A 22,638-nucleotide genomic window follows, 5' to 3' on the forward strand; every position below is an offset into this window, starting at 1 on the left:
GCATTAAAGCATTGACACATTAAAGCATTTCAATCTTTCAGTCCTTGAAAATAAAACTGAAACATGCACCTTTTCCGAAATTACTACAGAACGATTTACCCGCGTAAGTCAGCAATTCTTTTGTCCATCAAAATAATTATTGCGGATCGATTCGGGTTCGCATTCTCCTCTTTCAATTTTCAGGATGGTTTCCCATTGGGCATTGCTTAGTAATTGCTTCAGAGGTTGTGATACATGTGGAGTTCTTACAAAGGCTTTTTTTAGTGTATTATCCCATTGTTTGTGGTATTTCAGCAGGTCGTCGGGATAAACGGTTTTCCGTCGTGTACCTTCGTCGCTCGGGCGAAATGGTTCGATGATGTTCAGAAAACCGTAATCATTGGTGAGTTGCTCTCCCGGTTTAATATCCGAAACAGCTATTTCAAAGCCATAGGCAGTAGCCATGCTGTTGGGGCGGAAACTGTGGTTGGTATAGCGCGCAATGTCCCAGCAAAGCACATAATTTCCCTTGTTGTTGCGGTAGGTATAGGTTTCGACCAAGGGGCGGCAAATGGGGGCCAGGTTTTCAATATCGGTTTTACTTAATTCCCTGTCGAGCGGGTCTTTCACCCAGGTAATAGTCCCGGCTGGTATTAATTGAGAGGCAAAAACCCCGTAGCCGATTTCGGCACTGATGAATTTTAATTCGGTATGTGGATGTATCATTTTGACTGATTTGTTAGGAAACTGTTTGCTTTTCGTTCCGGTATTTAAAAACAAAAACGATCATTAATAAAGTAGCCAGCAGCGCCATTGCCGAACCAAAGTAGAAGGGCGCGTTGGCATTTATTTTATCGTACATAATGCCGGCAATTAAACTCGCAGGGAGTAAAGTAATCCCCAGTACTGCATGATATAATCCATAACCTGTTCCTTTCAAATCGTTACTCACAATGTCCGATACCAGCGCTTTCTGGGCAGTGTCGGTTAGGGCACTGTAAAGGCCGTACAAAATGAATAAAAAAATGAATACGTTGATGCTGTTGAAGCGCCCAAACAGAAAATAAACTATGGCGTATATCAGAAAGCCCGGAATGATTAATCGTTCGCGTCCGATTTTGTCGGAAATTTTGCCGACCGGAACTGCCAGAAACACGGAAACCGTATTGAAAATCATGTAAACAAACGGCACATAAGACGGATCAATACCCGTTTCGGCAGTTTTCACCAAAAGCAACGCGTCTGCGGAGTTTCCCAAAGTAAAAACAAAAATGATGAGCAGGAAAAAGTAGAATTTTTTAGGAAGCAATTTCAGGTGAAACTTCTTTCTGACTGCTGTCGGGCGTGCCCTGGCATCTTTGATAAAAAGAATAATTGCCAGAACTCCCAAAACCGCCGGGATGGTGGCCAGCAGGAAAATGTTTTTGTAATTAAGCGGAAAAACCGACAAAAGAATAAACGCACCGAGCGGCCCGATAATGGCTCCGCTGTTGTCCATGGCTTTGTGGAAGCCAAAGTTTTTCCCTGCCTGGTTTTTGGGCGCCGAACCACTGATCAGGCTGTCGCGCGGTGCTGTACGAAGCCCTTTCCCGATGCGCTCGAAAAAGCGAAGCAACAACACTTGCAGCGGTGTTGTTACTGCTGCATAAACCGGCGTAACAAGAGCCGTTATTCCGTAGCCAAAAATCATAAAGGGTTTGTTTTTCCCGATTCTGTCGCTCCAGTAACCCGAGAATGCTTTGAACAGCGATGCGGTACTTTCGGCAATTCCTTCGATAAGCGAAATGGATGTTTTGGAGGCCCCGATCGATAGCAGGAACAGTGGCATTACACTGTAAACCATCTTCGAGGAAGTATCGGTAAGGAAGCTCGTTAGCCCGATGTAGAAAACATTTTTATCCAGCCCGAATATTTTCTTTTTGCTCATTCAGTTAAAAGTTTAGAGACCGGTTTACAACGGCGAACCGTTTGTGTAAGATAAACAGCTTATCGGCGTTTTTGATCAGCGAACCCCAGATCTTTATTGTCTGAATGCTTTTGGCGGAAATATCGTCTTTAGTTGGCGTGTTGATAGCGGCATTATTTTCTTTATCCGGTAGCTTCAAAAATACCCCTTTTACACCTCCATGTAATAAATTGATTTGTAGTCGAGTTTGTTGGCACCCACTTTTTCATAAAAAGCAATGGCGCTTGTATTTCGGTTATTTACGTACCAGTCGACCATTTTTGCCCCCTCTTTTGCCGCAAATTCTTTGATGTAGGTCAACAGTTTTTGTCCGATTCCCAGTTTCCGGTATTCGGGAAATACAAACAAATCTTCGATGTGATAGTTCGTGACGGCTTTAAAGGTAGAGAAGGTTTTGAATATCAATGTAAACCCACATATTTTATCCTGATCGGTTTCGGCCACAAATACTTTAACATGGCTGTCGGGTTTAAACATCGAATTACGAATGTCCTCTTCCGTAGCTGTTACCATTCCGAGTTGGTTAACGTGAACAGCCAGTCCGCGAATGCATTCCATAATTATCGCACTATCATCTGTTTTGGCCTCTCTTATGGTAATCTTCATTTTTCTGTGATAAGCTGGTTTTGACACTTTGGGAGCGGTTTATGATTTCCTGTATTGCGAGTCGTTAAGCGGAATAAAAAACTCCACCTTCCCGCATTTTGGGCAGGCGTATAAATCGAAGCGTTCAGCGTTAACAAATAGCTCGAATAAATTTCCCCAGGCTCCCAGTCTGGCTCCTTCATGAAAATCGTACCTCCCCGAAAAAATAAGGGGAATATCGCATCTAAGGCAATTTACTTCTCGGTTTCCTTCCTGGAGGGTATAATCTTTTATTTCAATTACTTTTTGTTCGGAAAAACTGTAATTGCAGTTCCAGCACAATTCGAAAACTTCTTCCACATCGGCTGAGCAGTGGGGACATTTTTTCATAGTAATAATTTATTTCTGGTTGTTTTGAATTTGGGTTTCAAGTTCTTTCACTCTTTTCGTTAAAAGAGTAATAGCGATTGCAGAACCGATAAGGTTTGTAAAAATGCCCGTCCAAAACAAAAGGTCTCCGTAGGGATAATGTTGTAGTTTAAAAAGTGCACCTGCTAAAATTAGGATACTTGGAATAGCAGTCAATAAGGTTATTCGTTTTTTCATAGTTGAGCATTATTGGTATGCGACTGAATAGTTGCTTAAAAATAGTACTATTTTGTTAAGTGGCGTATGGTAATCGGTTGGTGTGCTGTTTAACTTATCTGTAACGAATGCCTGATTTCGTTTGCAATTTCATCGGGATTGAAAGGTTTGCTAAAGTATTTCCGGATAAGGCCCTCGTCGAGCGCTTTCTGTATTTCTGCATTGATGTCGAATCCGGTAACGATGTAGTAATGGTTTTCCGGCGCCAGAGCGGTTGCCTGCCTGATGAATTCAATTCCACTCATGTGTGGCATCTTCATGTCGCTAAATACCACTTTGATGTCGCGGTTGTTTTTTAATACTTCGAGACCGGCGATGCCATCGGGGGCTGTTAATACTTCGTATTGTTTCGATAAATTGGCTTTTAGCAACAACAGGTTCAGCGGTTCGTCGTCAACGTACAAAATTCTGGGCTTTTTCATAATGTGTGATTTTTATGGGGAGTTCAACAGTTACGGTGGTTCCTTTTCCGGGAAGGGAGCTAAAATGCATTTCTCCCTTGTGTTCTTTAATAATATTGTAGGTGATGGACAAACCAAGACCGGTTCCTTTTCCCGGATCTTTAGTGGTAAAAAAAGGTTCGGTAATTTTTGACAGATCGACTTCATCAATACCGCTGCCCGTATCGGTTATTTCGGTAACGGCTGCTGTGCCGGTGTTAAAAGTACGAATCCTTATTTGTCCTTCTTTCGGAATCGCCTGGCTGGCGTTCATCAGAATATTGATAAAAACCTGGTGTAGTTTACCTACGTTTCCCTGAATTATTATTGGCGGTTCGGCATATTGTTCTTCCACATGTATGCGGTATTTCAGTTCGTTGCTCAGAATCATCAGACAATTACCAATGATTTCATTCAGGTCGCAATTTTCTTCCAACGTGGTGTTGTTGCGGCTCATTTTATTCAGCCCCGAAACAATTGCATTCACCCGTTCGATTCCGGTGCGGATGCTTTTTAGAAAAAAGTCGGTGTTTTCGAGTTGAATATTTTCTTCTTTAAAATAGTTTTCGAGCCCGGTGAGACCGCCAAGAATGTAGTTGAGCGGATTGTTGATTTCGTGGGCTATGCCGGCGGTGAGCACACCTATTGACGCCATCTTCTCTGCCTGAATCAATTGTGACTGCATGCTGTTCAGATTTTCGAGGACATGTTTCAGGTCTTCGTTTTGTTGCTTAATGGTTGAGTTCTTTAACGAGAGCTCCTCAACAATTTTATCCAGTTTCCGGGTTTTCTCAACAACCATTTCATGCAGATTATCGCGGTGTTGCTGAAGCTCTGTTTCTGTTTCCCTAAGTTTATGCAGGTGTTTACGCAGCAGAATAAAAAAGAACAGTCCGGTGACAGCCACATAAAACCAACCTTTATAGGTTTGCATGCGCGTGATCGTTTCAGGGTTGGAGATTACAACATTAAGCAAGTAATCTGAAAAGATGATCCAAAGCCCTCCCACCAGTAAATAAGCGGCAGTAAGGATATATTCAAACCGTATTTTTTTTATCATCCTGTACCTTGTTCCGGTTTACCCAATTCAAAACTAATACTAAATGTCCGAAAATTTTTTTCAAAATTCAACACCCAAGTGTCTGCTGCTTTATAAACAAATGTACTGCGGGTTATTGTTTATGCTGAACGATAAGTAATTTGTAAAACAGAGTGAATAGAAATTAATGTGTCCAAATGTTCAGTTGTACCCGCTTGTAGTTTAATTCATCGTTGTAGACGCAGGATCCTTTTTCTTTGCCTTGCGCATCGGATTATCAGACGAGTACCCGCGACCACCACCATAGCGCGATTTGTACAATTCGAAGCGGGTGGGCTCTTTGCGTTCGGGCCAGTAGTTGTTGTCCATGTCGCAGTCGGCAGTTTCCTGGTAAGGATCAAGTATAATCTGTTTCACCTCTTTGTTGAACATGAATACTTTTGAAACTTCTTCGTTATTTCGGCGCCATATTTCAGCCGGAATGCGCTGAATTTCTTCGGTCCCGTCCATAAATTCGAATTTCAGGATGAGTGGCATGACCAAACCTCCGATATTTTTGAAGTCGATCTGGTAGAAATTATAATTTCCGCCCAACAATTCTTTTTCGTCATCCGAAAGGCTCTCCAGGAAACGGTCGTATTCTTTTTTGTCTTCTTCGGTAACTTCGTATTTGTCGTAAGAAGTATAGAAATCGGCTGCTTCCGGGTTATTGGCCAGATAGGTTTCTGAAGTATGTTCGCGGTTGCGAATCTGGATGAGTGAAATATCGGCTTCCTCTTGTTTCCTTGCCAGCGGCTTTTCAATTTCCGGATTTTTAGTATTGGGCTGATACCATTCTACTTTTTCCATCGAAATATCACAATTGTCGGTCGTATAGAACCATCCACGCCAAAACCAGTCGAGATCAACTCCCGAGGCATCTTCCATCGTACGAAAGAAATCGGCAGGGGTGGGGTGTTTAAACATCCAGCGTTGAGCATATTCTTTGAATGCATAATCAAAAAGTTCGCGCCCCATCACTGTTTCCCGCAAAATGTTGAGCGCCACGGTAGGTTTGGCGTAAGCATTACTTCCCAGGTTCCATACCGATTCGGAATTGGTCATAATGGGGGAGATGTATTTTTTATCGCCTTTCATGTAGGGGACAATGCTTGCCGGCATTCCGCTTCGTGATGGATAGTTGGGTTCCCAGGCTTGCTCGGTCATGAACTCTAAAAAAGTGTTTAATCCTTCGTCCATCCAGGTCCACTGGCGTTCGTCGGAGTTGACAATCATCGGGAAAAAGTTATGGCCCACTTCGTGCACAATCACTCCGATCATTCCGTACTTGGTGCGTTCGCTGTATGTTCCGTCATTTTCGGGGCGGCCGCCGTTAAAACAAATCATCGGATATTCCATCCCGATTCTGTCGGTATGAACCGAAATGGCTACCGGGTAAGGATAATCAAAGGTATGTTTTGAATAGGTTTTGATGGTATGTGCCACCACCCGGGTTGAATATTGCTCCCAGAGCGGGTTTCCTTCCCTGGGGTAATACGACATAGCCAGCACGCTGCGGTCGCCGAACGGAACACGCATGGCATCCCAGATAAATTTCCGGGAAGAGGCAAAGGCAAAATCGCGCACATTGTTTGCCTTGTAGATCCATGTTTTTACTGTTTTTACCCGTCCTTTTTCGGCTTTTTCAGCTTCTGTCTGAGTTACAATCATCACGGGTTTGTCTGATTGTTTGGCCGTTTCAAAACGTTCAATTTGCTCTTTTGTCAGCACGGCGTCAGGGTTTTGCAATTCGCCCGTTGCAGCAACAATATGATCCGACGGAACGGTTAGTTTTACTTCAAAGTCGCCAAAGGGAAGGGTAAATTCACCGGCTCCCAGAAATTGTTTGTGCTGCCAGCCTTCCACTTCGTTGTAAACCGCCATGCGGGGGTAAAACTGAGCAATCGCGTAGATATAGTTGTCCTCGTCTTCAAAATATTCATACCCTGAACGACCACCGTCTTTCATACGGTTGTTGATGTTGTACCACCATTTTACCGAAAACGAAAACGACTTTCCTGGCTTTAACGGCTCCGGCAAATCAATCCGCATCATGGTTTTATTAACGGTTGAAGGAAGATCTTTTCCCGAGGCATCTTTTACATACTCCAGTTTGAAACCACCGTCAAAGTCTTTTATGAGTCGCTGAAGTTGAGAAAAACTCACCCTTTCGCCCATATCCATGCTCGCCGTTTTATAGGTATCCGATTCTTTGGCGCGCATGTTTTGATCCAGTTGCAGCCATAGATAATTTAATACGTCAGGCGATTGGTTATGGTAGGTGATGGTTTCTTCTCCATAAATCTTCTGATTATCATCGTCGAGTGTGATGCTGATTTTGTAATCTGCTTTTTGTTGCCAGTATTCATGACCGGGCGCTCCCGAAGCTGTTCGGTAAACATTGGGTGTAGCAAGTTCTTGCTTTAACTGGCGGAATTTATTTTGATTGATGTTTTCCTGACTAAAAACAGACCAATTGGCAGCTATCAAAAGGATTAAAAGCGCGCAATTTTTTTTCATTTTGATGTTCCGGTATGACGTTGGTAAGAAAATATTGTTTTCCTTCCAAATGTAACAATCTTTGTGTCTGATTGTTGGTACTACCAGAATTTATTTTCGATTAGTAATATTAAGGCAATACCAAAGCCTGCACCCGAAATATACAACCTCCAGAAGTCGTGGCGCACTTTCATGAGGTTTACGGTGAGGAGATAGAGCAGAAAGTAAAGGCACAATATTACGATTTGCCCTGTTTCGATCCCAACATTGAATGCAAATAGCGGAGTAAGAATGTTGCTCTCTTTTCCGAGTAATCCTTTGAGGTAATTGGAAAAACCAAGTCCGTGTATCAGTCCAAAAAACAAGGTGGTGACGAATACAATCCTGAGGTTGCCTCTTCGTGAAGGCAATACGTTTGAAAGTGCTGTAATTAAAATGGTGGCCGGAATCATAAATTCGACGTAGCGTGAGGGAATACTCAAAATATTGAGGGTTGACAAGGCCAGAGTAAGCGAATGCCCAATGGTAAAAGCAGTAACCAGAATCAAAACCCGGGTTATTTCTTTGGCGCTGTAGGCCGCACAAAGCACGAGCACAAAAATAATGTGGTCGTAACCGTGAATATTAATGATGTGCTGAAATCCCAGCCTTAGATACATCTCGAAGGTGCTCATATTTTCGTATTTTAGCGTCTCAAAATCCGGAGCGTGAAAATAATTAAAAAATATCTTTTATTGCTACTGCTGGTTGCGGGTACTGCATTAAGCGGAGCGGCGCATCCGTATTACATTAGCTTGTGCCAGGTAAAGTTAAACAGCGAAACCGCTTCGCTGGAAATTCAAGTGAAAACATTTGCCGACGATCTCCTGCTCGGGCTTCAAAAGGCAGGTCACGATCATTTGTATTTGGGTGAGGAACGCGAAAACCCTGAAACCAACCAATACATCTTCGATTATTTGAAAAAGGTATTAAATTTCAGGATAAACGATAAAGAGCTTAACTATGAGTTTGTGGGAAAAGAGATGGAAAATGGCACAGTGTGGACGTATCTTGAAATAAGTGGAGTAAAAGATTTTACCACGATTGAAGTGAAATGCAGCCTGCTTACCGAAGTTCTGGAAACACAAGCCAACATGATACAGGTTCAAAAAGGGGAAACGATCAAAAATCTGCTGCTGAATAAAAGAACCACCAACGGAGCCCTCGCTTTTAACGATTAGCTATTTTATATTAAACTGCGGAAGCTTATCTTTGTTTAGAGGGAAAAAATTTCACATGGATCCTATAATTCTGCTTATTTCTTTTATTATGACGCTCGCATTTCTGGCCTTTGGCATCGGAAGTGTTTCGCTGGAGCGTTTTAAAATCATCGGTACCATCGTACTGGTTTTTTTTACCACGGGATTTTTATTTAATGCAGCGGCTGTTTTATTAATGGTACTTCTAATACCGTCGTCGCTGCTTTCAACCAACGGACTGATCATGTTTAGTTCCTTCACCATTATGCTGGTTGATACGGTTTGGGTGTGGGCAAGATACCTGAAAAACGGCATTGACTCTGATGTCAGTAAAGGAATAGTGCTTTACACCAAAATCGCCTTTTTGGTGTGGGTATTGAATTATCTTTGGGGCATCGTACTTTTAATTTGGATTTAAATTATGGCAAACGACTGGAAAGAAAGACTCGGGGTAGTATTCTCTACCAATCCCGATTTTCAATATGAAAAAGGAGAGGAAGAGGAAACGTCAACGTTGCCTCCTCAGCAACAGAACCTTAAGGTAATGCTCGACCGGAAGCAACGTAAAGGAAAATCGGTGACATTGATAACAGGTTTTGTTGGAACAGAGGAAGATTTAAAGGAATTGGGAAAATTGCTGAAATCGAAATGCGGAGTGGGGGGCACCGTAAAAGACGGTGAAATTCTGATTCAGGGCGATTTCTGTTCGCGGGTGATGGATCTCCTGAAAAACGAAGGCTACAAAGTGAAACGTGCCGGAGGGTGATCCCTGGAATTCAGAAATCTATCTCATAAAATATGTCGAGAAACTTGAAGTCTGTCAACCTAACTGTAATCGGGAAAATATTAACGGCACATGATGAAATCGCCAATATGCCTATTCAACCGAATGGTGCGGAAGATCAGGTGGGTATTGCTGAAGTTTATCCTGAATTTGAAGAAGGACTGATGGATCTTGACGGATTTTCACACATCATTTTACTGTATCATTTTCATGGGCAACAAGGGTATCAATTGGTAGTGAAACCCTTTATGGACGATACCGAACACGGGGTTTTTGCTACACGATCGCCCAAAAGACCCGGAGCTATTGGAATGTCGGTTGTACGCCTGTTAAAAACAGAGGGCAACAAGATTTATTTTGAAGGTGCCGATATGCTGAATGAAACACCCTTGATAGATATCAAACCATTTTTCCGAATGTTTGACAATCGCCCGGATGCCGTGAGTGGTTGGCTCGAAGGTAAAGATGAGGAGCACATTAAAAAAGTGCGCTCCGACAATCGGTTTAAATGAGCTGTTTAGCCCTGAAGATTTAACTCATCCTGCTCTCCGGATAAAAGAAATTATTACCTCCGTTTATCCTTCTTTTTGAAAATACTTTTAATTTTTCGCCAGATTTCGCCTTTGTCCTCCTCTTCGGCTCTTGTTTCGCGCTGGCGGGTTTTTTCCAATTCTTCCGATTTATTTCGTTTGAAAATATCAGCCAGGTTGAATTCGTGTCTCTCGATATCGAGAACATCCTTGTACCCCGGTTCGCTCAGCATGGCCAGCATTTCTTCTCCCGGCAAACCAAAGGAACTGTTTTTCAGGTTTGAATATTTGCTGTCGCGGTAGGTTTTATTGAAGAATTTTCCGACAATTGGCAACGCCATGTAGGCACCTTGTCCGTAAGTGGTGGTTCTGAAATGCACGCGCGGGTCGTCAGCGCCCACCCAGCAGCCAGTAACCAATCTGGGAGTGATTCCAATAAACCAGCCGTCCGAATTATTTTGGGTGGTACCCGTTTTTCCTGCAAACTCACCGGGAATTTTATAATCTGTCCTGATGGCGCTTCCGGTTCCTTCATCCACCACAGCTTCCATCATTTTGATTACCGTCCGGCAATTCTCGGCCGATACCACAGGGTTTCTTTCAATCTGAGGTTCAAAGGTCTGAAGTACCTTGCCGTTTTTATCCGAGATTTGAACCAGGTAATTGGCTTTTACCGGAACACCGTCGTTCACAATGCCCGCATAAGCTTCCACTATTTCTTTCAGCGAAATAGAAGCCACACCGAGCGCCAGGGAAGGGTATTCGGGAAGGTCGGCCGAAATTCCGAGATCGTGCGCAATATCAATGGTTTCATCGATTCCGGCTTCGAGCAAAACATCTACTGAAACCGTATTGATCGACTTTGCCAGGGCACCTTTCATGTTGTAGTAACCAACATAGTCGTCGTGCGAGTTTCGTGGTGTCCAGTCGTCGTATTCTGTGTAAACTTTTAACTGGTTGGGATAATAGGTATCGGGTGGAATATTTTCTTCGAGTGCAGCCAGGTAGACAAACGGTTTGAATGTCGATCCGGTTTGCCGCGGCGCTTTTACGTGGTCGTATTTAAAAAAGCGGTAATCGATGCCGCCCACCCATGCTTTTAATGCAGCTTTCTGCGGATCGATGGCAATAAAACCGGCATTCAGCATCTTCAGGTAATGCTTTAGTGAGTCGAGCCGAGTGAGTTCCTGCGATTTCAAACCATCCCAGGTAAAAAGCGTAGCATGCGTTTTATTTTTATAGGTTTCCAGTTCTTCCTGGTAGCTTTTTCCACTGGTATTCAAATTCTGGACAGCACTTTTCAAAATAGCCGGATTGGCTTTAAACATGTCTCGATCTTTCCAGTGGTTGTCAAACACCTTTTGAAGGTCTTTCATGTATTCCTTTACCGATTGTTGCGCGTAAATCTGGAGGTTGTAATCCAGGGTAGTGGTAATCTTCAAACCGTCGGTATAAAGGTTATAGTTTTCCCCTTTTTCATTCTGATGACTTTCGCACCACTCAAGTAATTCGGGTTTGAGCATTTCAACAAAATACGGAGCAGGACCCTGGTCATAAGAAATCATCCGGTAGCGCACTCCCAGTGGTTTTTCTTTGTAAAATGCTGCTTCTTCGGCGCTGAGGTAGTTGTTTTTTAGCATCTGATCAATGACCACGTTCCGACGTCCAAGCGCCCGGTCGGGGTGAAGCCGCGGATTGTAATAGTTGTTGGCTTTTAACATTCCCACCAAAACAGCTGCTTCGTGCACGTCGAGTTTCGACGGCGCTTTGGAAAAGAAACGTTCGGCGGCCACTTCTATCCCAAAGGTATTTTCGGCAAAAGGAACGGTGTTCAGGTAAAGCGCCAGAATTTCGTTTTTTGAATAGATACGTTCGAGCCGATAAGCAATAATAGCTTCGCGCAGCTTGTTTACGGGCATCGAAAGCGGACCGTAATTCACCCTTGGAAACAGGTTTTTGGCAATTTGCTGGCTAATGGTACTACCTCCGCCTGAATGATCGCTACGCATCAAAACCGACTTTACGAGTACGCGTGCCAGTGCAATTTCATCTATGCCACGATGTTCGTAAAAACGTGAATCTTCGGTGGCTACCAGCGCATTGATGACGTTGGGCGAAATCTCTTCGAAAGATGCATAACTGCGGTTTTCCACATAATACCTTCCCAGTACTTTCCCATCCGACGAATAGACTTCCGAAGCCAGCGGATTATTGATGATGTGCAGCTGATCCCTCGACGGAACCGGCCCGAGAACACCTAAAAATACCAGGATAAAAAATAAACACCCGAGCAGGAAAAGCACGAGCGCTGCTTTGCCGATCCAGTTGAGGATGGGATATTTTTTACCCGACTTCTTTGATTTTCTTCCGGATGAAGTTTTTGGTTTGCGTGCCGGCTTACTTTCGGCTGAACTGCTATTTGTATTCTTTTTTGCCACGCGACAAAAATAATTTTAATTGGGTGATTCCTGATATAAAACTCAAATTCAAAGCTATTTATTATAAACTTTAAAATGTTTATGAGCTGAAAATTGGTGTGACGGATATTTTACGGCACTTTGCATGCGATTGAATTCTTAATTATTTGTTACTGCAAAAGCCTCTGGAATTTATTTTTCGCATAATAACGGGTTAAGTCGCAATGCGGAGTTTATAAGTTTGTATTTTTGAGCGATTTTAGCTGGAAAAATGGAAAGTAGTTTGAGATTATGGTTTGCTGTTTTACTGGTTGCAGTTTATAGTTTCGGGATCGGTTATGGTTCCGGACCTAATGCTGCCGGTACATATCTGCCAGCCGATAATCTTGAGAGTGAAGTGTACTCTTCGGATGCTTCAAACCAACTTTCGTATCATTTTACGGAATCGGAAAAGTTGGTTTCCGATAGTAGAACCAGTTCTCCGGTTACTTTCAAAACTTCGTTTGCCCAGTTTCTTGCTTTTGTTCAAAATTCCGGACTAATACTGGCAAACGGGTTCACCCAATATCGAAGAATTTCTGAAAACCTTCTGATACGCTACCGAAAAGCGGATATCATTTTCCCCTTTCATTATTTCTGGTAATCCATAAAAATCATCCGGATTTTTTGTGTGTTTTATGTGCATTGCAACAACTGGTTGCAGTGTTTTTTTAAATCTTAATGAATATTATTATGGATTCAGGAACTGTTATCGTAGGACTGGTTTTGGTCGCGATATGTGTTTTGCCTATCGTCATATTAAACGGGAGAAGGGCTAAAAAAGGACGTGGAATGTTACAGTTAATCACAAAGGTGGCCAATGAGCACAACTGTAATATTTCGGAACATGAATTTTGCAGTGAATACTGCATAGGAATGGACAAAACAAATGGATTTGTATTTTTTGCAAAAGAAAAAGACGGTACAAGCGAAGTGAGACATATAGATCTTGCCCCGGTGAAAACGTGTAAAATCAACAATACGGGAAGGATTGTAACTTACAAGAATCAAAACAACAAGATAATTGAACGCTTGAGCCTGGATTTCTATCCGAAAGAAAAGGATAAGGGCGTTGTAACCTGGGAGTTTTATAATGTGGAAGAAAATTTACAACTCAACGGGGAATTGCAGTCGGTTGAAAAGTGGCAACAAACCATTAACAACTATCTGAAAGGATAAAAAAGAAAAAGGCACTGTGGAATTCCATGGTGCCTTTCTGTTTTTTTTGATGTTCGTTTTTCCGTTTGTCAGGAATATATTATATGAAAAAGACTTTGATAAAATGCCAGGTCATTAGTCCGGAAGCAATCAGTTTCAGAAGGGTTCCGAGCAAAAAGCCCATAAAAGATCCAAAGCCTGATTTTAAGGCTGAACCATGATCTTTCCCGGCGGTAAGTTCGCCGATAACGGCACCCAGAAAAGGGCCGATGATAATGCCGAAAGGCGGGAAAAAGAACAGTCCGATTACAAGCCCGATAAGGCTTCCCCAGACACCTCTTTTACTGCCGCCAAAGCGTTTGGTTCCCCACACCGGGATAAAATAATCGACCACGTAAACCACTACGGTAACAATTCCCCAGATAATCAGAAAAGTGGTGGAGAACTGGTAACGGGAAGTAAAGTGCAATAGCAATAAACCGATGTAACTTAACGGAGGCCCCGGAATAACAGGTAAAACGCAACCTGCAATGCCGGCTATCATAAATAAAGCTCCCAAAAATACGAGTAGAAAATCCATGATATCAGATTAATTGTTTGTGCTTAAAAATAGGGTTTTTGATTTAGCGGCGATGAAAATGATCGGTAAACTCACGATAATTTTCGGTTTTTGCGTAACCAGGGAATGCTGGTGAGGATCATCAGTAACACAGATAGTCCAATGACCAACCCACTTTGGTAAAGCAGTTGTTCCCTTTCCTGAAGGTAGATCGGATATTCCCTGATTTGCTGCCAGTAGGTGACCGAAAGCAACACCATGGTATTGTTGATGGAATGGCCGATAATGGCAACCAGGATGTTGTTGGTACGCAACATCAGCCAGCCCAGTAAAAGGCCCAGAACAAAAGTCGCGGGCATTTGCCAGGGATTCAGGTGAAACAGCGAAAACAACAAGGCCGACATAAAAACAGCTACAAAACCATTGTAATTTCTTCGGAATCCGTTCAAAAGCAATCCTCTGAAAATCAATTCTTCAACAATGGGCGCAATGACCGAAACTTTCATAAAAGCTCCCATAAACCCATAGTCGCCTTCGAAAATGCGGTTAAACATTTCCCAAAACCAGGGTGGAGCAGGAAGCAGTTGTTCTACTTTGGCATTCACCACATCAAGAAAATTATGAGCACCCCACAGAAAAGCGATGGTTGGCAGAAAAATAAGCGGATTAAAAAGCTTGAAGGGGAAGATCTGCAAAACCGGGGATTTCGATTTCCGGATACCGTAAAACAAAATAAATACCACCGATCCCACTCCGAGTGCAATTTTCTTGATTGGATTATATAAGTATTCAGTGCCTTTGTAATAGTCGATCAAAGCCAGCGGAAAATCAACCACTGTTTGAATAAAGATATACAGAATCACTAGGTGAATGCCCTGTAAAATGGTGGGATAATATTTTTGACGTGTCTCTTCCATCGGTCAACTAAGATAAGTATTTCGGGAAAAGAACATTCTTCGGCCACAAAAAAATTATGAGTTGCTTCTTGTTGCGAGTTGCATGCCGGCGGTACGGAAACTAAAATAGCGTTGCGCCACATAACTGTATACTACAACCAGCAAGGTGGTTATGAATTTTGATACCGGTGCGTAGAGCTTGCAATACTCCACAAAAAATTTCAGAAATACATAATTCAGAAAAATGGAGCCGGCCACTGTTACAAGGTAGCGGAAGAGCTGGATACGGCCTTTTAACTCGGAAGTCGTGAATGTCACATACTTTGCGAGCAGAAATCCGGTGGCAAAAGTAATGGGAAAAACCATCAAAAAGGCGGCAATGTGCGCACTGATGGCAACAAAGCCGAATTCCACTACCTGCATGTCGAGTACATACTGGTAAAAAATAAAATAAAGAAGAAGGTCGAACAGGGTGTTGGCGCCGCCCGTTGCTGCATAGCGAAAAATTTCGCGGGGAATAAACTGAAGAAAAGGGAAATAAAACCAGTCGACAATCCTGGTAATAAACTCCCCGATAGATTCAAATAATTTCCTCATGCAATAACGTTGAATAGCCTAATTCGAACTACAAAGTAAAGAAAAGTATTGAAATAATGGATTTTGACGAAACTGAAACTAAATTTTAAGCTCTTAATTACTCTTTTGATGCAATTAATAGGGCACATGCACTTGCAGATGTTAGCTTGTTATATTTTCAATTTTCTCGTTTTTCAAGCAGCACAACTCTATCCGGATCGTTTGTTTTGAAGGCGCTGAGATCGTAACCGACATAAGAAACAACCGGATGACAAAGGCCAATCACCATTTTAGCGGGATAATAATAAGATCCCTCAAATGTAATATCCTGTTTGAACGCAAACCATTTGTCGTCGGTAAAATGTTCGGTATTGTAATTGGCCACAAAGAGATTATGTCCCGGATTAAATACGACCGGGTAACAACAGCATTCAATCTCAAGCGTTTGGATGGAACTGCTGTGGTGGCTTGCTTCAGATAACATACCCACGTTACAGCAAACAATCTGTATATCCTGCCCAACCATGTGCTCGCTGAATTTAAATCCGCAGGCATATCCTCCAATTCTGATCATTCCGATTCGAACCAAGGCATGATTGTTAATTTCTGGAGTGATAAGCCCGGTGCTTTTGCCCGGTGCCGGATCGAGCGACTCACTCAACGGACCGTTCGTGTCGATCAATACATTGTCGAAATAGCATTTGCTGGCATATCTCAAATTAATGCCGTTCATGCTGTTAATAACGGGAGTCGAGTCTTTTGTAGTAGAAGTTCTTACCCCCAAATCTTTGAAACTCGGGGTGGTGTAGTTCCATTGCGACCAGCTGCCGTCGGGTCCTTTCTGCATTGCAATTACGGCATGTCGCGGATCATCGGAAATTATCGACGATAGCAGAATTGCGCCATTGGTAGAGGGGGGAGCGTTTACTATTCCCTGCAATTCAAATTCGGGAGCGGTTTCTCCCTGGAAAACGATGTTCTTGGAATTTGTTTTGTCGGAATGCGGTATGTACAACTGCGACAGGCATTCCAGTCCATCGAGTGAGTCGATAACCGGCCCTGCAATATTGTATACGCCATTCGGGAAATAAACCACGCCTCCTTTTTCTGCCGCTGCGTTGATGGCCGCCTGAATGGCCTGGGTATCATCCGATCGGGCATCTCCTTTTGCCCCGTAATTTTTTACATTATAATAGTAGGCATTACTTTCTTTTTGTGCTGAAGGATGGTTGCCCAATGCTGAGAGATCATGCACGTTGATCAGCATGAGAAACAGACAAAAGATACCTATTGGTTTAATAGATTTCATAATTGGTTTATTGTTTTTGAATGATTTAATCGCGGATCTAAAGTTATCAGAATTTGGGTGGTTGTCGTCTTGCTTTCTTTTCTGCCATTTGTTTTTTAATATCCAGTCGTTTCAGTCTGGACGAAAGGGTAGGAGATGTCCGGATTCTTTTCTTTTTGGGCGTGAGTGCTTTTTCAATGAGCTCAAAAAACAGCACAGTAACCTTTACTCTGTTACGCAGCTGGCTACGTTCGGCTTCGGAAGCCAGAATAAGTTCACCTTCCGAATTGATGCGGTTTTTAAGTTTGTTGAAAAGGATACTTTTTTCTTTGTCCGATAACAGTTGTGAATTTTCAACAGAGAAACGAAGTTCAACGCGCGTGTTTACTTTGTTTACGTTTTGCCCGCCGGGACCGCTGCTGCGGCTGGCCGAAAAGGTACACTCGGCTTCGAGTAGCTTTTTTATTTCTTCAGAGAGCTGCATTCTATCCGTTTCTGCTTATCACTTCCAGCTTTACTGCGTCGGTAATTTCAATGTTTTTGCCATCGAGGCGGATGATTTCTTCTTTCTCAAACTCCTTCAGAAATTTAATGGCGCTTTCTGGCGAAATCGAGGCAAAATCAGCCAGGTCTTGACGTGTAAGAAAGGAAAAAATATCCTCTTTCAGGAAATCTTCGTGCGAGAGGTAAAGCAGCGCCGATGCCAGTTTTCCACGCATTTGTTTATACGACACATTTTTAATGATCTCCAGCAAATGGCGTTCGGTGCGGTAGTTTTTCGAGGTTACTTCCAGCGCAAACGAAGGGTTGTCGAGCAAAATCTGTTTCAGGCTTTCTTTTTCGATCATACAAATTTCGGCGTTGGTAATCGCTTGTGTGGAATAGGTGTGAACCGGTTCGCCAAAAATAGAGGCAAAAGCCAGAAAGTCGCCCGGTTTGGCCACTCCGATATTGATTTGCTTGTCGAAGCCGGTTTGAAGATAGATTTTTACCAGTCCCTGCACGACATAAATAACGTAGGGAGCAAAAGCGCCCTGTTTAAAAATGTTTTCGCCTTTCAGGTACTGCACCCGCGTTTTGTGTTCTTGCAGGCCGCTGATCTCCTCAAAGCGTTGTTCCGGTTTCTGGTCTGACTTGCTTGTGCTCATATTTGGTATGCTTAACGCTACAAACAAAAATATCAAATCTGCCCGTAATATCAGGCCTTTGCCATTATTTCTATCGTATGACAGGAAAAAAACTGAAAAAGTTCAGTTTTCGTCCTGTTGCCCCACAGCCCGTTTTTCCGGCACGGAATTCAGGTTCAAAATATCTTTGTAACGTAATTAAAATTGAAATGAGACGGGTAGCAATTCCAATAGCAAATAATGTTTTGAGCGAGTACTTCGGCGGCTGTAATCATTACGAAATCTTTGAAATCGAAAATGACGATATCCGTAAAACAAGCTTCGAAATTCCGGAGGTGGAAGCCGTTAACGAATTGCCCGACTGGTTGGAAAAAAGAGGGATTACCGATGTGATTGCTTACAAAGTGAAAAAAGAGATCATTCGTCTTTTTGCCTCCAAAAAAATCAATCTGTTTGTGGGGGTGCCGCAGCAAGATCCGGCCCGGATTATTGAAGCATATTTAAACGGAAAGCTGGAGTCGGACAAACGAATCATTGAGGAATTAACGAATTAATACATAAAAATTAATCATTTAAAATATAACGATATGAAACTATTAAGCACAGGTTTACACGAGATTGAAACAGCAGCTGAATTGGATAAATTCATCAACGAAAACGAAAACGTAATGGTATGCTGTGGCCGGATGGGCCCGATGTGTTTACCGGTTTACGATATAATGGAAGAGCTGGAAGAAGAGCGTGACAACGTAAAATTTGCCGTAATGGCCTTTGATAACCCGGAGGCAGGAGTGATCAGGAATGCTCCTGAATGCCGCGGGTTTATGGGACTTCCGTTTACGATGTACTATAAAAACGGAGCCGTTGCGCACGCCACCAGCAGCATTCAAAACATGAAACAGGTGACAGGCATTTTGGACAGCAAATTTGGGGTTTAGTTAGATTGGGAGAAGTTGATTAGTCGTTCCCGATACTTCGGGAGCGGCTTTTTTCAAAACAACAAAATCAGAGATCATGGATGAAGTTTTCGATACCATTATTGTCGGGGCAGGGGCTGCCGGGTTAACCGCCGGAATTTATGCTTCGAGGGCCAAATTGTCGACGTTAATACTGAATGAAGGCGCCGTGGGTGGACAGATGGTGTTAACCGAAGAGATTGCCAATTACCCGGGTGTTCCAACAACCAAAGGTTACATGCTGGCCAACAACATGAAAATGCAGGCCAAAAGTTTTGGGTGTAAAATCAAATCGAATATAAAAATTGCCAAATACGAACTGGAAGGCGAGATAAAAGCCATTGAATTGGAAGACGGCCGTACTTTTCAGGGGAAAACAGTGATACTGACTCCCGGAGGAAGACCCCGTTCGTTAAATATTGAAGGCGAAGATCAGTTTAAGGGAAAGGGAATTTCTTACTGTGCCACCTGCGACGGCGATTTCTTTACCGGAAAAGAAGTAGTGGTAGTTGGCGGAGGAAACTCGGCCTTGGAGGAGGCGGTTGCACTTACCAATTTTGCCACCAAGGTGACCATCGTTCATCAGTTCGATCATTTCCAGGCTTTTCAGCATGCCATTGATGAAGCGAAGAATAATCCAAAAATCGAATTTGTGATGGAGTCTGAACTTCGTGGGTTTTACGGAAACGGTCAGTTGCAAAAAGTGAGTATCGAACATTTGCCTTCCGGTAATCTTTCAGTTTTGAAAACCGACGGAACCTTCATCTTTATTGGTTATCAGCCCAACACCGAAGATTTGAAAGGAATTGTTCCGCTAAACGACCGGAACGAAATTGTGGTAGATTCAACTATGAAAACACAGGTGTCGGGTGTGTTTGCTGCCGGCGATTGCATTAATAAACGTTATCGGCAGGTTACCACTGCGGTTGCCGACGGAACCATTGCAGCACTAAGCGTTTCAGAATACCTGAGAGGTTGATCCCATGTGCAAAACATTATTTTTACAACTTTATTAAAAATTCTACACATAAACGAGATATGTCGAAACAACAGGTTAAAATAAACTGGTTAGAGAAAATGGCATTCGAAGCCGAAGTGAACGGGCACAAATTGATCCTGGATGCCGCAGAAGAAGTGGGGGGAGAAAATCGTGGTCCCCGGCCAAAGCCGCTATTGTTAACAGCTCTTGCCGGTTGTACGGGAATGGATGTAGTGTCGATTCTGAAAAAAATGAGGGTGGAACTGGACAACTTCGATGTAATTGTTGAAGGCGATTTAACCGAGGAACATCCCAGGCAGTTTTTTAAAATGAACGTTATATATGAGTTCACCGGGAAAGACCTTCCATTGGATAAACTAAAAAAAGCTGTTAGTTTGTCGGAAGAAAGATATTGTGGTGTGAGTGCCATGTTCAAAAAGGCGATCGAAGTTACCACAGAGATAAGAATTATTGAATCATAAATTATGTCAGTAACACTCATTGTAATATTAGTAGTTCTTGCAGCATTGATAGGGATGATCACGTTCACCTATTTCAAAATGAAAAATGCGAAACCTGTAAATAACAGCAAGAACATTCTGGTTTTGAATAATAAAAACTTTAAAGTTGCGACCAAAAGAGGTGTTTTCCTTGTCGATTTTTGGGCAGCGTGGTGCGGTCCCTGTAAAATTATTGCACCTACATTAAATGAAATTGCTGATACTCAAAGCGATTTCAGGGTGGGAAAAGTAAATGTGGACCATAACCAGCAACTGGCGCAGAAATACAATGTGCGAAATATTCCCACCATGCTGATTTTTATTGATGGCAAGGAAGTCGGACGTATTGTTGGCGTGAAGACAAAACGTGCCATTTTGAAGGAAGTGGAAGCGGTGATGGCCGGTTAGCTTGAAATAAAAACCAAAATTTAGATATTCTATTATCAATTAAAGGAGGCATTCGTCTCCTTTTTTTTTGTGCCTAAAATATTGGTTTTAAGGAATATTAAAATAAAATACTTGTCTGTCTGAAATATAGTATATAAATTGAATAGACTCTCCAAACTTAGAAAAGTTGTAGTTGAAAAACACCATTAAATAAATCCAGGGTCCTTTTTGAAAATTCAAAATGTAGAAGTGATACGTTGAGAGCGCTCTTCTACGGATATTGATCGGAAGTTAACGTCAACTAAAAAACAAAAAGATGGAAAATTTGAAAGTGTGCCTGAGTTCAGGTGAACAAAGTGAACTTGATCTGACTAAACTGGAGGAATTCAAAAACGGACTAAAAGGTGAGATTATAACGCCTGCGGATAGTAGTTATAACGAAGTGCGTAAGGTATACAACGGTATGATCGATAAAAAGCCAGGATTTATCGTAAAATGTGCCGATGTTGCCGACGTAATTTACTCGGTAAACTTCGGAAGGGAAAATAACCTTTTAACAGCCGTTCGTGGAGGTGGTCACAACGCCGGGGGACTTGGATCCTGTGATGGCGGTATGGTGATTGATCTTTCGGGGATCAAATTCGTTAAGGTAAATACAGCCGATAACACGGTTTATGTAGGTGGAGGAAATACGCTGAACGAGCTGGATCATGCGACCCACCCGTTTGGATTAGCCGTTCCCGGCGGAATCCTGTCGACTACAGGGATTGGTGGCTTAACACTGGGAGGCGGAGTAGGGTACCTTTCGCGTAAATACGGGTTAACCATCGACAATTTACTGGAAGCCGATATGGTTTTGGCAGATGGTAGTTTTGTTACCGTAAATGAAAAACAAAATACTGATCTGTATTGGGCGATTAGGGGAGGAGGTGGAAACTTCGGAGTTGTAACATCCTTTAAATTTCAGGCACATCCTGTAAAAACCATTTACGGAGGACCAACATTCTGGGCCATTGAGCAAACAGAAGAAATTATGGAATGGTATCATGAATTTATTCACAGTGCTACTGAGGATTTAAGCGGATTTGTTGCTACCCTCGAAATACCCGGTCCGCCGTTTCCGCCAAACCTGCACAACAAAAAACTTTGCGCGGTTGTATGGTGCTATACTGGTGATTTAAAAAATGCAGAGGAAGTTTTCAGGCCCATCAGGGACAAGAATCCAATATTCGAACTGGTGGGAGAAATGCCATTTCCCGCTATTCAAAGTTTATTCGACGGACTAATGCCTCCGGGTTTACAATGGTACTGGAAAGCGGACTTTTTTAACGATATTCCAAAGGAAGCTTCGGCTCTTCATAAAAAGTTTGGCTCCGAAATTCCGACTCCTCTCTCGCAAATGCATCTTTATCCCATCAGTGGCGCAGCCGGCCGTGTTGGGAAAAATGATACTCCCTGGGTTTATCGCCACGCAAAATACGCCGGTGTATTTGTTGGCATTGATCCTGATCCCGCCAATGCCGGTAAAATCACCCAATGGGCAAGAGATTATTGGGAGGCGCTTCATCCCTATTCTTCAGGAGGAGCATATCTTAATTTTATTATGGATGAAGGCCAGGAACGTATTAAAGCGAGTTACGGTGAAAATTATGAGCGATTGGTTCAGATCAAAAGAAAATATGATCCGGATAACTTCTTTAAAGTCAATCAGAATATAAAACCATAATAGGATTCGGAATCTAATATTTCATTCTCTTCCTGGAGAATAAAATGGGTATACTTTCCTGCAAAAAATAAGGCCGGCTCAATTACCCGGCCTTATTTCCCTGAAAGTTTATCAACGAAAGACAGCTAGTTTTCGTCTGGAAGTACTGTGAATCTATGATCAATTAACTTTTCCGGACGATTTCCCTTCGGTCATTTCATCTTGGTGTTAAACACCGAGTTAGTCACATTCGGCGCTTTCAGTGCCATAAAAAGGGAAGGACTGAATCATCACCGTCCGGTTAACC

At 42.6% G+C, this 22,638-nt stretch carries 28 protein-coding genes; 12 read left to right on the forward strand and 16 right to left on the reverse strand.

Annotation, left to right across the window (positions count from 1 at the left end; translation table 11 throughout):
* Positions 1–108: 108 nt before the first annotated feature.
* The 9 genes from MR764_RS04845 to MR764_RS04885 all read right to left on the reverse strand — a co-directional run bounded on the left by MR764_RS04845 (position 109) and on the right by MR764_RS04885 (position 7,866).
* Positions 109–705: an SET domain-containing protein gene (locus MR764_RS04845; protein ID WP_247978270.1), complete on the reverse strand. Its 597-nt coding sequence runs from the start codon at positions 703–705 to the stop codon at positions 109–111.
* A 13-nt stretch (positions 706–718) separates the two neighbouring features.
* Positions 719–1,906 carry an MFS transporter gene (locus MR764_RS04850; protein ID WP_247978271.1) on the reverse strand — a complete coding sequence of 396 codons (1,188 nt, stop codon included), beginning with the start codon at positions 1,904–1,906 and terminating at the stop codon, positions 719–721.
* Positions 1,907–2,095: 189 nt separating this feature from the next.
* Entirely contained in the window at positions 2,096–2,551 is a 456-nt protein-coding gene (locus MR764_RS04855; protein WP_247978272.1) for a GNAT family N-acetyltransferase, read from the reverse strand.
* Positions 2,552–2,590: 39 nt separating this feature from the next.
* Positions 2,591–2,920, reverse strand: a complete 330-nt coding sequence (locus tag MR764_RS04860; RefSeq protein WP_247978273.1) for a hypothetical protein — start codon at positions 2,918–2,920, stop codon at positions 2,591–2,593.
* A 9-nt stretch (positions 2,921–2,929) separates the two neighbouring features.
* On the reverse strand, positions 2,930–3,136 hold the full coding sequence (locus tag MR764_RS04865; protein WP_247978274.1) for a hypothetical protein: 207 nt from the start codon (positions 3,134–3,136) through the stop codon (positions 2,930–2,932).
* Between the two features lie 89 nt (positions 3,137–3,225).
* A complete protein-coding gene (locus MR764_RS04870) occupies positions 3,226–3,597 on the reverse strand; it encodes a response regulator (RefSeq protein WP_247978275.1) in 372 nt (123 codons plus the stop codon).
* On the reverse strand, positions 3,569–4,675 hold the full coding sequence (locus tag MR764_RS04875) for an ATP-binding protein (RefSeq protein ID WP_247978276.1): 1,107 nt from the start codon (positions 4,673–4,675) through the stop codon (positions 3,569–3,571). Before MR764_RS04875 ends, MR764_RS04870 begins: the two co-directional genes overlap by 29 nt.
* A 201-nt stretch (positions 4,676–4,876) precedes the next feature.
* Positions 4,877–7,213 (reverse strand): M1 family metallopeptidase, encoded by a 2,337-nt coding sequence (locus MR764_RS04880; RefSeq protein ID WP_247978277.1) that lies wholly within the window; start codon positions 7,211–7,213, stop codon positions 4,877–4,879.
* 80 nt (positions 7,214–7,293) lie between these two features.
* Positions 7,294–7,866 carry a HupE/UreJ family protein gene (locus tag MR764_RS04885; protein WP_247978278.1) on the reverse strand — a complete coding sequence of 191 codons (573 nt, stop codon included), beginning with the start codon at positions 7,864–7,866 and terminating at the stop codon, positions 7,294–7,296.
* Between the two features lie 33 nt (positions 7,867–7,899).
* On the opposite strand from MR764_RS04885, the gene MR764_RS04890 reads away from it, so the two are divergent.
* The 4 genes from MR764_RS04890 to tsaA are packed head-to-tail and all read left to right on the forward strand — an operon-like array spanning position 7,900 to position 9,726.
* Positions 7,900–8,412 carry a DUF6702 family protein gene (locus MR764_RS04890; RefSeq protein WP_247978279.1) on the forward strand — a complete coding sequence of 171 codons (513 nt, stop codon included), beginning with the start codon at positions 7,900–7,902 and terminating at the stop codon, positions 8,410–8,412.
* 55 nt (positions 8,413–8,467) lie between these two features.
* On the forward strand, positions 8,468–8,848 hold the full coding sequence (locus MR764_RS04895; protein ID WP_247978280.1) for a hypothetical protein: 381 nt from the start codon (positions 8,468–8,470) through the stop codon (positions 8,846–8,848).
* 3 nt (positions 8,849–8,851) lie between these two features.
* On the forward strand, positions 8,852–9,196 hold the full coding sequence (locus MR764_RS04900) for a translation initiation factor (protein WP_247978281.1): 345 nt from the start codon (positions 8,852–8,854) through the stop codon (positions 9,194–9,196).
* Between the two features lie 32 nt (positions 9,197–9,228).
* Positions 9,229–9,726, forward strand: a complete 498-nt coding sequence (tsaA, locus tag MR764_RS04905; protein WP_247978282.1) for a tRNA (N6-threonylcarbamoyladenosine(37)-N6)-methyltransferase TrmO — start codon at positions 9,229–9,231, stop codon at positions 9,724–9,726.
* A gap of 53 nt (positions 9,727–9,779) precedes the next feature.
* Here tsaA and MR764_RS04910 read toward each other — a convergent pair whose 3' ends face one another.
* Positions 9,780–12,182: a transglycosylase domain-containing protein gene (locus MR764_RS04910; RefSeq protein ID WP_247978283.1), complete on the reverse strand. Its 2,403-nt coding sequence runs from the start codon at positions 12,180–12,182 to the stop codon at positions 9,780–9,782.
* A 250-nt stretch (positions 12,183–12,432) separates the two neighbouring features.
* Here MR764_RS04910 and MR764_RS04915 point away from each other — a divergent pair, with 250 nt between their 5' ends.
* The gene (locus MR764_RS04915; protein ID WP_247978284.1) at positions 12,433–12,804 is read left to right on the forward strand and encodes a hypothetical protein; all 372 of its coding nucleotides are present in this window, start codon (positions 12,433–12,435) and stop codon (positions 12,802–12,804) included.
* A gap of 89 nt (positions 12,805–12,893) precedes the next feature.
* The gene (locus MR764_RS04920) at positions 12,894–13,379 is read left to right on the forward strand and encodes a hypothetical protein (RefSeq protein WP_247978285.1); all 486 of its coding nucleotides are present in this window, start codon (positions 12,894–12,896) and stop codon (positions 13,377–13,379) included.
* A gap of 79 nt (positions 13,380–13,458) precedes the next feature.
* On the opposite strand, the gene MR764_RS04925 is transcribed toward MR764_RS04920, so the two are convergent.
* The 6 genes from MR764_RS04925 to MR764_RS04950 all read right to left on the reverse strand — a co-directional run bounded on the left by MR764_RS04925 (position 13,459) and on the right by MR764_RS04950 (position 17,825).
* Positions 13,459–13,938, reverse strand: a complete 480-nt coding sequence (locus MR764_RS04925) for a DUF456 domain-containing protein (protein WP_247978286.1) — start codon at positions 13,936–13,938, stop codon at positions 13,459–13,461.
* 71 nt (positions 13,939–14,009) lie between these two features.
* On the reverse strand, positions 14,010–14,834 hold the full coding sequence (locus tag MR764_RS04930) for a type II CAAX endopeptidase family protein (protein ID WP_247978287.1): 825 nt from the start codon (positions 14,832–14,834) through the stop codon (positions 14,010–14,012).
* 54 nt (positions 14,835–14,888) lie between these two features.
* Positions 14,889–15,410, reverse strand: a complete 522-nt coding sequence (locus MR764_RS04935; RefSeq protein ID WP_247978288.1) for a GtrA family protein — start codon at positions 15,408–15,410, stop codon at positions 14,889–14,891.
* 157 nt (positions 15,411–15,567) lie between these two features.
* The gene (locus MR764_RS04940; RefSeq protein ID WP_282189128.1) at positions 15,568–16,698 is read right to left on the reverse strand and encodes a glycosyl hydrolase family 28-related protein; all 1,131 of its coding nucleotides are present in this window, start codon (positions 16,696–16,698) and stop codon (positions 15,568–15,570) included.
* A gap of 46 nt (positions 16,699–16,744) precedes the next feature.
* Positions 16,745–17,161 carry an alternative ribosome rescue aminoacyl-tRNA hydrolase ArfB gene (gene arfB, locus MR764_RS04945; protein ID WP_247978289.1) on the reverse strand — a complete coding sequence of 139 codons (417 nt, stop codon included), beginning with the start codon at positions 17,159–17,161 and terminating at the stop codon, positions 16,745–16,747.
* A 1-nt stretch (position 17,162) separates the two neighbouring features.
* Entirely contained in the window at positions 17,163–17,825 is a 663-nt protein-coding gene (locus MR764_RS04950; protein WP_247978290.1) for a Crp/Fnr family transcriptional regulator, read from the reverse strand.
* 188 nt (positions 17,826–18,013) lie between these two features.
* Between MR764_RS04950 and MR764_RS04955 the strand changes: the two genes are divergently transcribed.
* The 6 genes from MR764_RS04955 to MR764_RS04980 all read left to right on the forward strand — a co-directional run bounded on the left by MR764_RS04955 (position 18,014) and on the right by MR764_RS04980 (position 22,352).
* Positions 18,014–18,358: a hypothetical protein gene (locus MR764_RS04955; RefSeq protein WP_247978291.1), complete on the forward strand. Its 345-nt coding sequence runs from the start codon at positions 18,014–18,016 to the stop codon at positions 18,356–18,358.
* A 33-nt stretch (positions 18,359–18,391) separates the two neighbouring features.
* On the forward strand, positions 18,392–18,742 hold the full coding sequence (locus MR764_RS04960) for a thioredoxin (RefSeq protein ID WP_247978292.1): 351 nt from the start codon (positions 18,392–18,394) through the stop codon (positions 18,740–18,742).
* 76 nt (positions 18,743–18,818) lie between these two features.
* On the forward strand, positions 18,819–19,739 hold the full coding sequence (locus MR764_RS04965; RefSeq protein WP_247978293.1) for an FAD-dependent oxidoreductase: 921 nt from the start codon (positions 18,819–18,821) through the stop codon (positions 19,737–19,739).
* Between the two features lie 98 nt (positions 19,740–19,837).
* The gene (locus MR764_RS04970) at positions 19,838–20,221 is read left to right on the forward strand and encodes an OsmC family protein (protein ID WP_247978294.1); all 384 of its coding nucleotides are present in this window, start codon (positions 19,838–19,840) and stop codon (positions 20,219–20,221) included.
* Between the two features lie 3 nt (positions 20,222–20,224).
* Positions 20,225–20,647, forward strand: coding sequence for a thioredoxin (gene trxA / locus MR764_RS04975; protein ID WP_247978295.1), 423 nt, complete (start codon positions 20,225–20,227; stop codon positions 20,645–20,647).
* Between the two features lie 295 nt (positions 20,648–20,942).
* On the forward strand, positions 20,943–22,352 hold the full coding sequence (locus MR764_RS04980) for an FAD-binding oxidoreductase (protein ID WP_247978296.1): 1,410 nt from the start codon (positions 20,943–20,945) through the stop codon (positions 22,350–22,352).
* The last annotated feature ends 286 nt before the right edge of the window (positions 22,353–22,638 follow it).

It is taken from the genome of Maribellus sp. YY47 (genome assembly GCF_023111095.1).
GTDB lineage: Bacteria > Bacteroidota > Bacteroidia > Bacteroidales > Prolixibacteraceae > Draconibacterium.

Excerpts from the sequence above, each read along its gene's own strand:
- MR764_RS04845 (WP_247978270.1), bottom strand. The coding sequence starts at position 705 with ATGATACATCCACATACCGAATTAAAATTCATCAGTGCCGAAATCGGC.
- MR764_RS04850 (WP_247978271.1), bottom strand. The coding sequence starts at position 1,906 with ATGAGCAAAAAGAAAATATTCGGGCTGGATAAAAATGTTTTCTACATC.
- MR764_RS04855 (WP_247978272.1), bottom strand. The coding sequence starts at position 2,551 with ATGAAGATTACCATAAGAGAGGCCAAAACAGATGATAGTGCGATAATT.
- MR764_RS04860 (WP_247978273.1), bottom strand. The coding sequence starts at position 2,920 with ATGAAAAAATGTCCCCACTGCTCAGCCGATGTGGAAGAAGTTTTCGAA.
- MR764_RS04865 (WP_247978274.1), bottom strand. The coding sequence starts at position 3,136 with ATGAAAAAACGAATAACCTTATTGACTGCTATTCCAAGTATCCTAATT.
- MR764_RS04870 (WP_247978275.1), bottom strand. The coding sequence starts at position 3,597 with ATGAAAAAGCCCAGAATTTTGTACGTTGACGACGAACCGCTGAACCTG.
- MR764_RS04875 (WP_247978276.1), bottom strand. The coding sequence starts at position 4,675 with ATGATAAAAAAAATACGGTTTGAATATATCCTTACTGCCGCTTATTTA.
- MR764_RS04880 (WP_247978277.1), bottom strand. The coding sequence starts at position 7,213 with ATGAAAAAAAATTGCGCGCTTTTAATCCTTTTGATAGCTGCCAATTGG.
- MR764_RS04885 (WP_247978278.1), bottom strand. The coding sequence starts at position 7,866 with ATGAGCACCTTCGAGATGTATCTAAGGCTGGGATTTCAGCACATCATT.
- MR764_RS04895 (WP_247978280.1), top strand. The coding sequence starts at position 8,468 with ATGGATCCTATAATTCTGCTTATTTCTTTTATTATGACGCTCGCATTT.
- MR764_RS04900 (WP_247978281.1), top strand. The coding sequence starts at position 8,852 with ATGGCAAACGACTGGAAAGAAAGACTCGGGGTAGTATTCTCTACCAAT.
- tsaA (WP_247978282.1), top strand. The coding sequence starts at position 9,229 with ATGTCGAGAAACTTGAAGTCTGTCAACCTAACTGTAATCGGGAAAATA.
- MR764_RS04915 (WP_247978284.1), top strand. The coding sequence starts at position 12,433 with ATGGAAAGTAGTTTGAGATTATGGTTTGCTGTTTTACTGGTTGCAGTT.
- MR764_RS04920 (WP_247978285.1), top strand. The coding sequence starts at position 12,894 with ATGGATTCAGGAACTGTTATCGTAGGACTGGTTTTGGTCGCGATATGT.
- MR764_RS04925 (WP_247978286.1), bottom strand. The coding sequence starts at position 13,938 with ATGGATTTTCTACTCGTATTTTTGGGAGCTTTATTTATGATAGCCGGC.
- MR764_RS04930 (WP_247978287.1), bottom strand. The coding sequence starts at position 14,834 with ATGGAAGAGACACGTCAAAAATATTATCCCACCATTTTACAGGGCATT.
- MR764_RS04935 (WP_247978288.1), bottom strand. The coding sequence starts at position 15,410 with ATGAGGAAATTATTTGAATCTATCGGGGAGTTTATTACCAGGATTGTC.
- MR764_RS04940 (WP_282189128.1), bottom strand. The coding sequence starts at position 16,698 with ATGAAATCTATTAAACCAATAGGTATCTTTTGTCTGTTTCTCATGCTG.
- arfB (WP_247978289.1), bottom strand. The coding sequence starts at position 17,161 with ATGCAGCTCTCTGAAGAAATAAAAAAGCTACTCGAAGCCGAGTGTACC.
- MR764_RS04950 (WP_247978290.1), bottom strand. The coding sequence starts at position 17,825 with ATGAGCACAAGCAAGTCAGACCAGAAACCGGAACAACGCTTTGAGGAG.
- MR764_RS04955 (WP_247978291.1), top strand. The coding sequence starts at position 18,014 with ATGAGACGGGTAGCAATTCCAATAGCAAATAATGTTTTGAGCGAGTAC.
- MR764_RS04960 (WP_247978292.1), top strand. The coding sequence starts at position 18,392 with ATGAAACTATTAAGCACAGGTTTACACGAGATTGAAACAGCAGCTGAA.
- MR764_RS04965 (WP_247978293.1), top strand. The coding sequence starts at position 18,819 with ATGGATGAAGTTTTCGATACCATTATTGTCGGGGCAGGGGCTGCCGGG.
- MR764_RS04970 (WP_247978294.1), top strand. The coding sequence starts at position 19,838 with ATGGCATTCGAAGCCGAAGTGAACGGGCACAAATTGATCCTGGATGCC.
- trxA (WP_247978295.1), top strand. The coding sequence starts at position 20,225 with ATGTCAGTAACACTCATTGTAATATTAGTAGTTCTTGCAGCATTGATA.
- MR764_RS04980 (WP_247978296.1), top strand. The coding sequence starts at position 20,943 with ATGGAAAATTTGAAAGTGTGCCTGAGTTCAGGTGAACAAAGTGAACTT.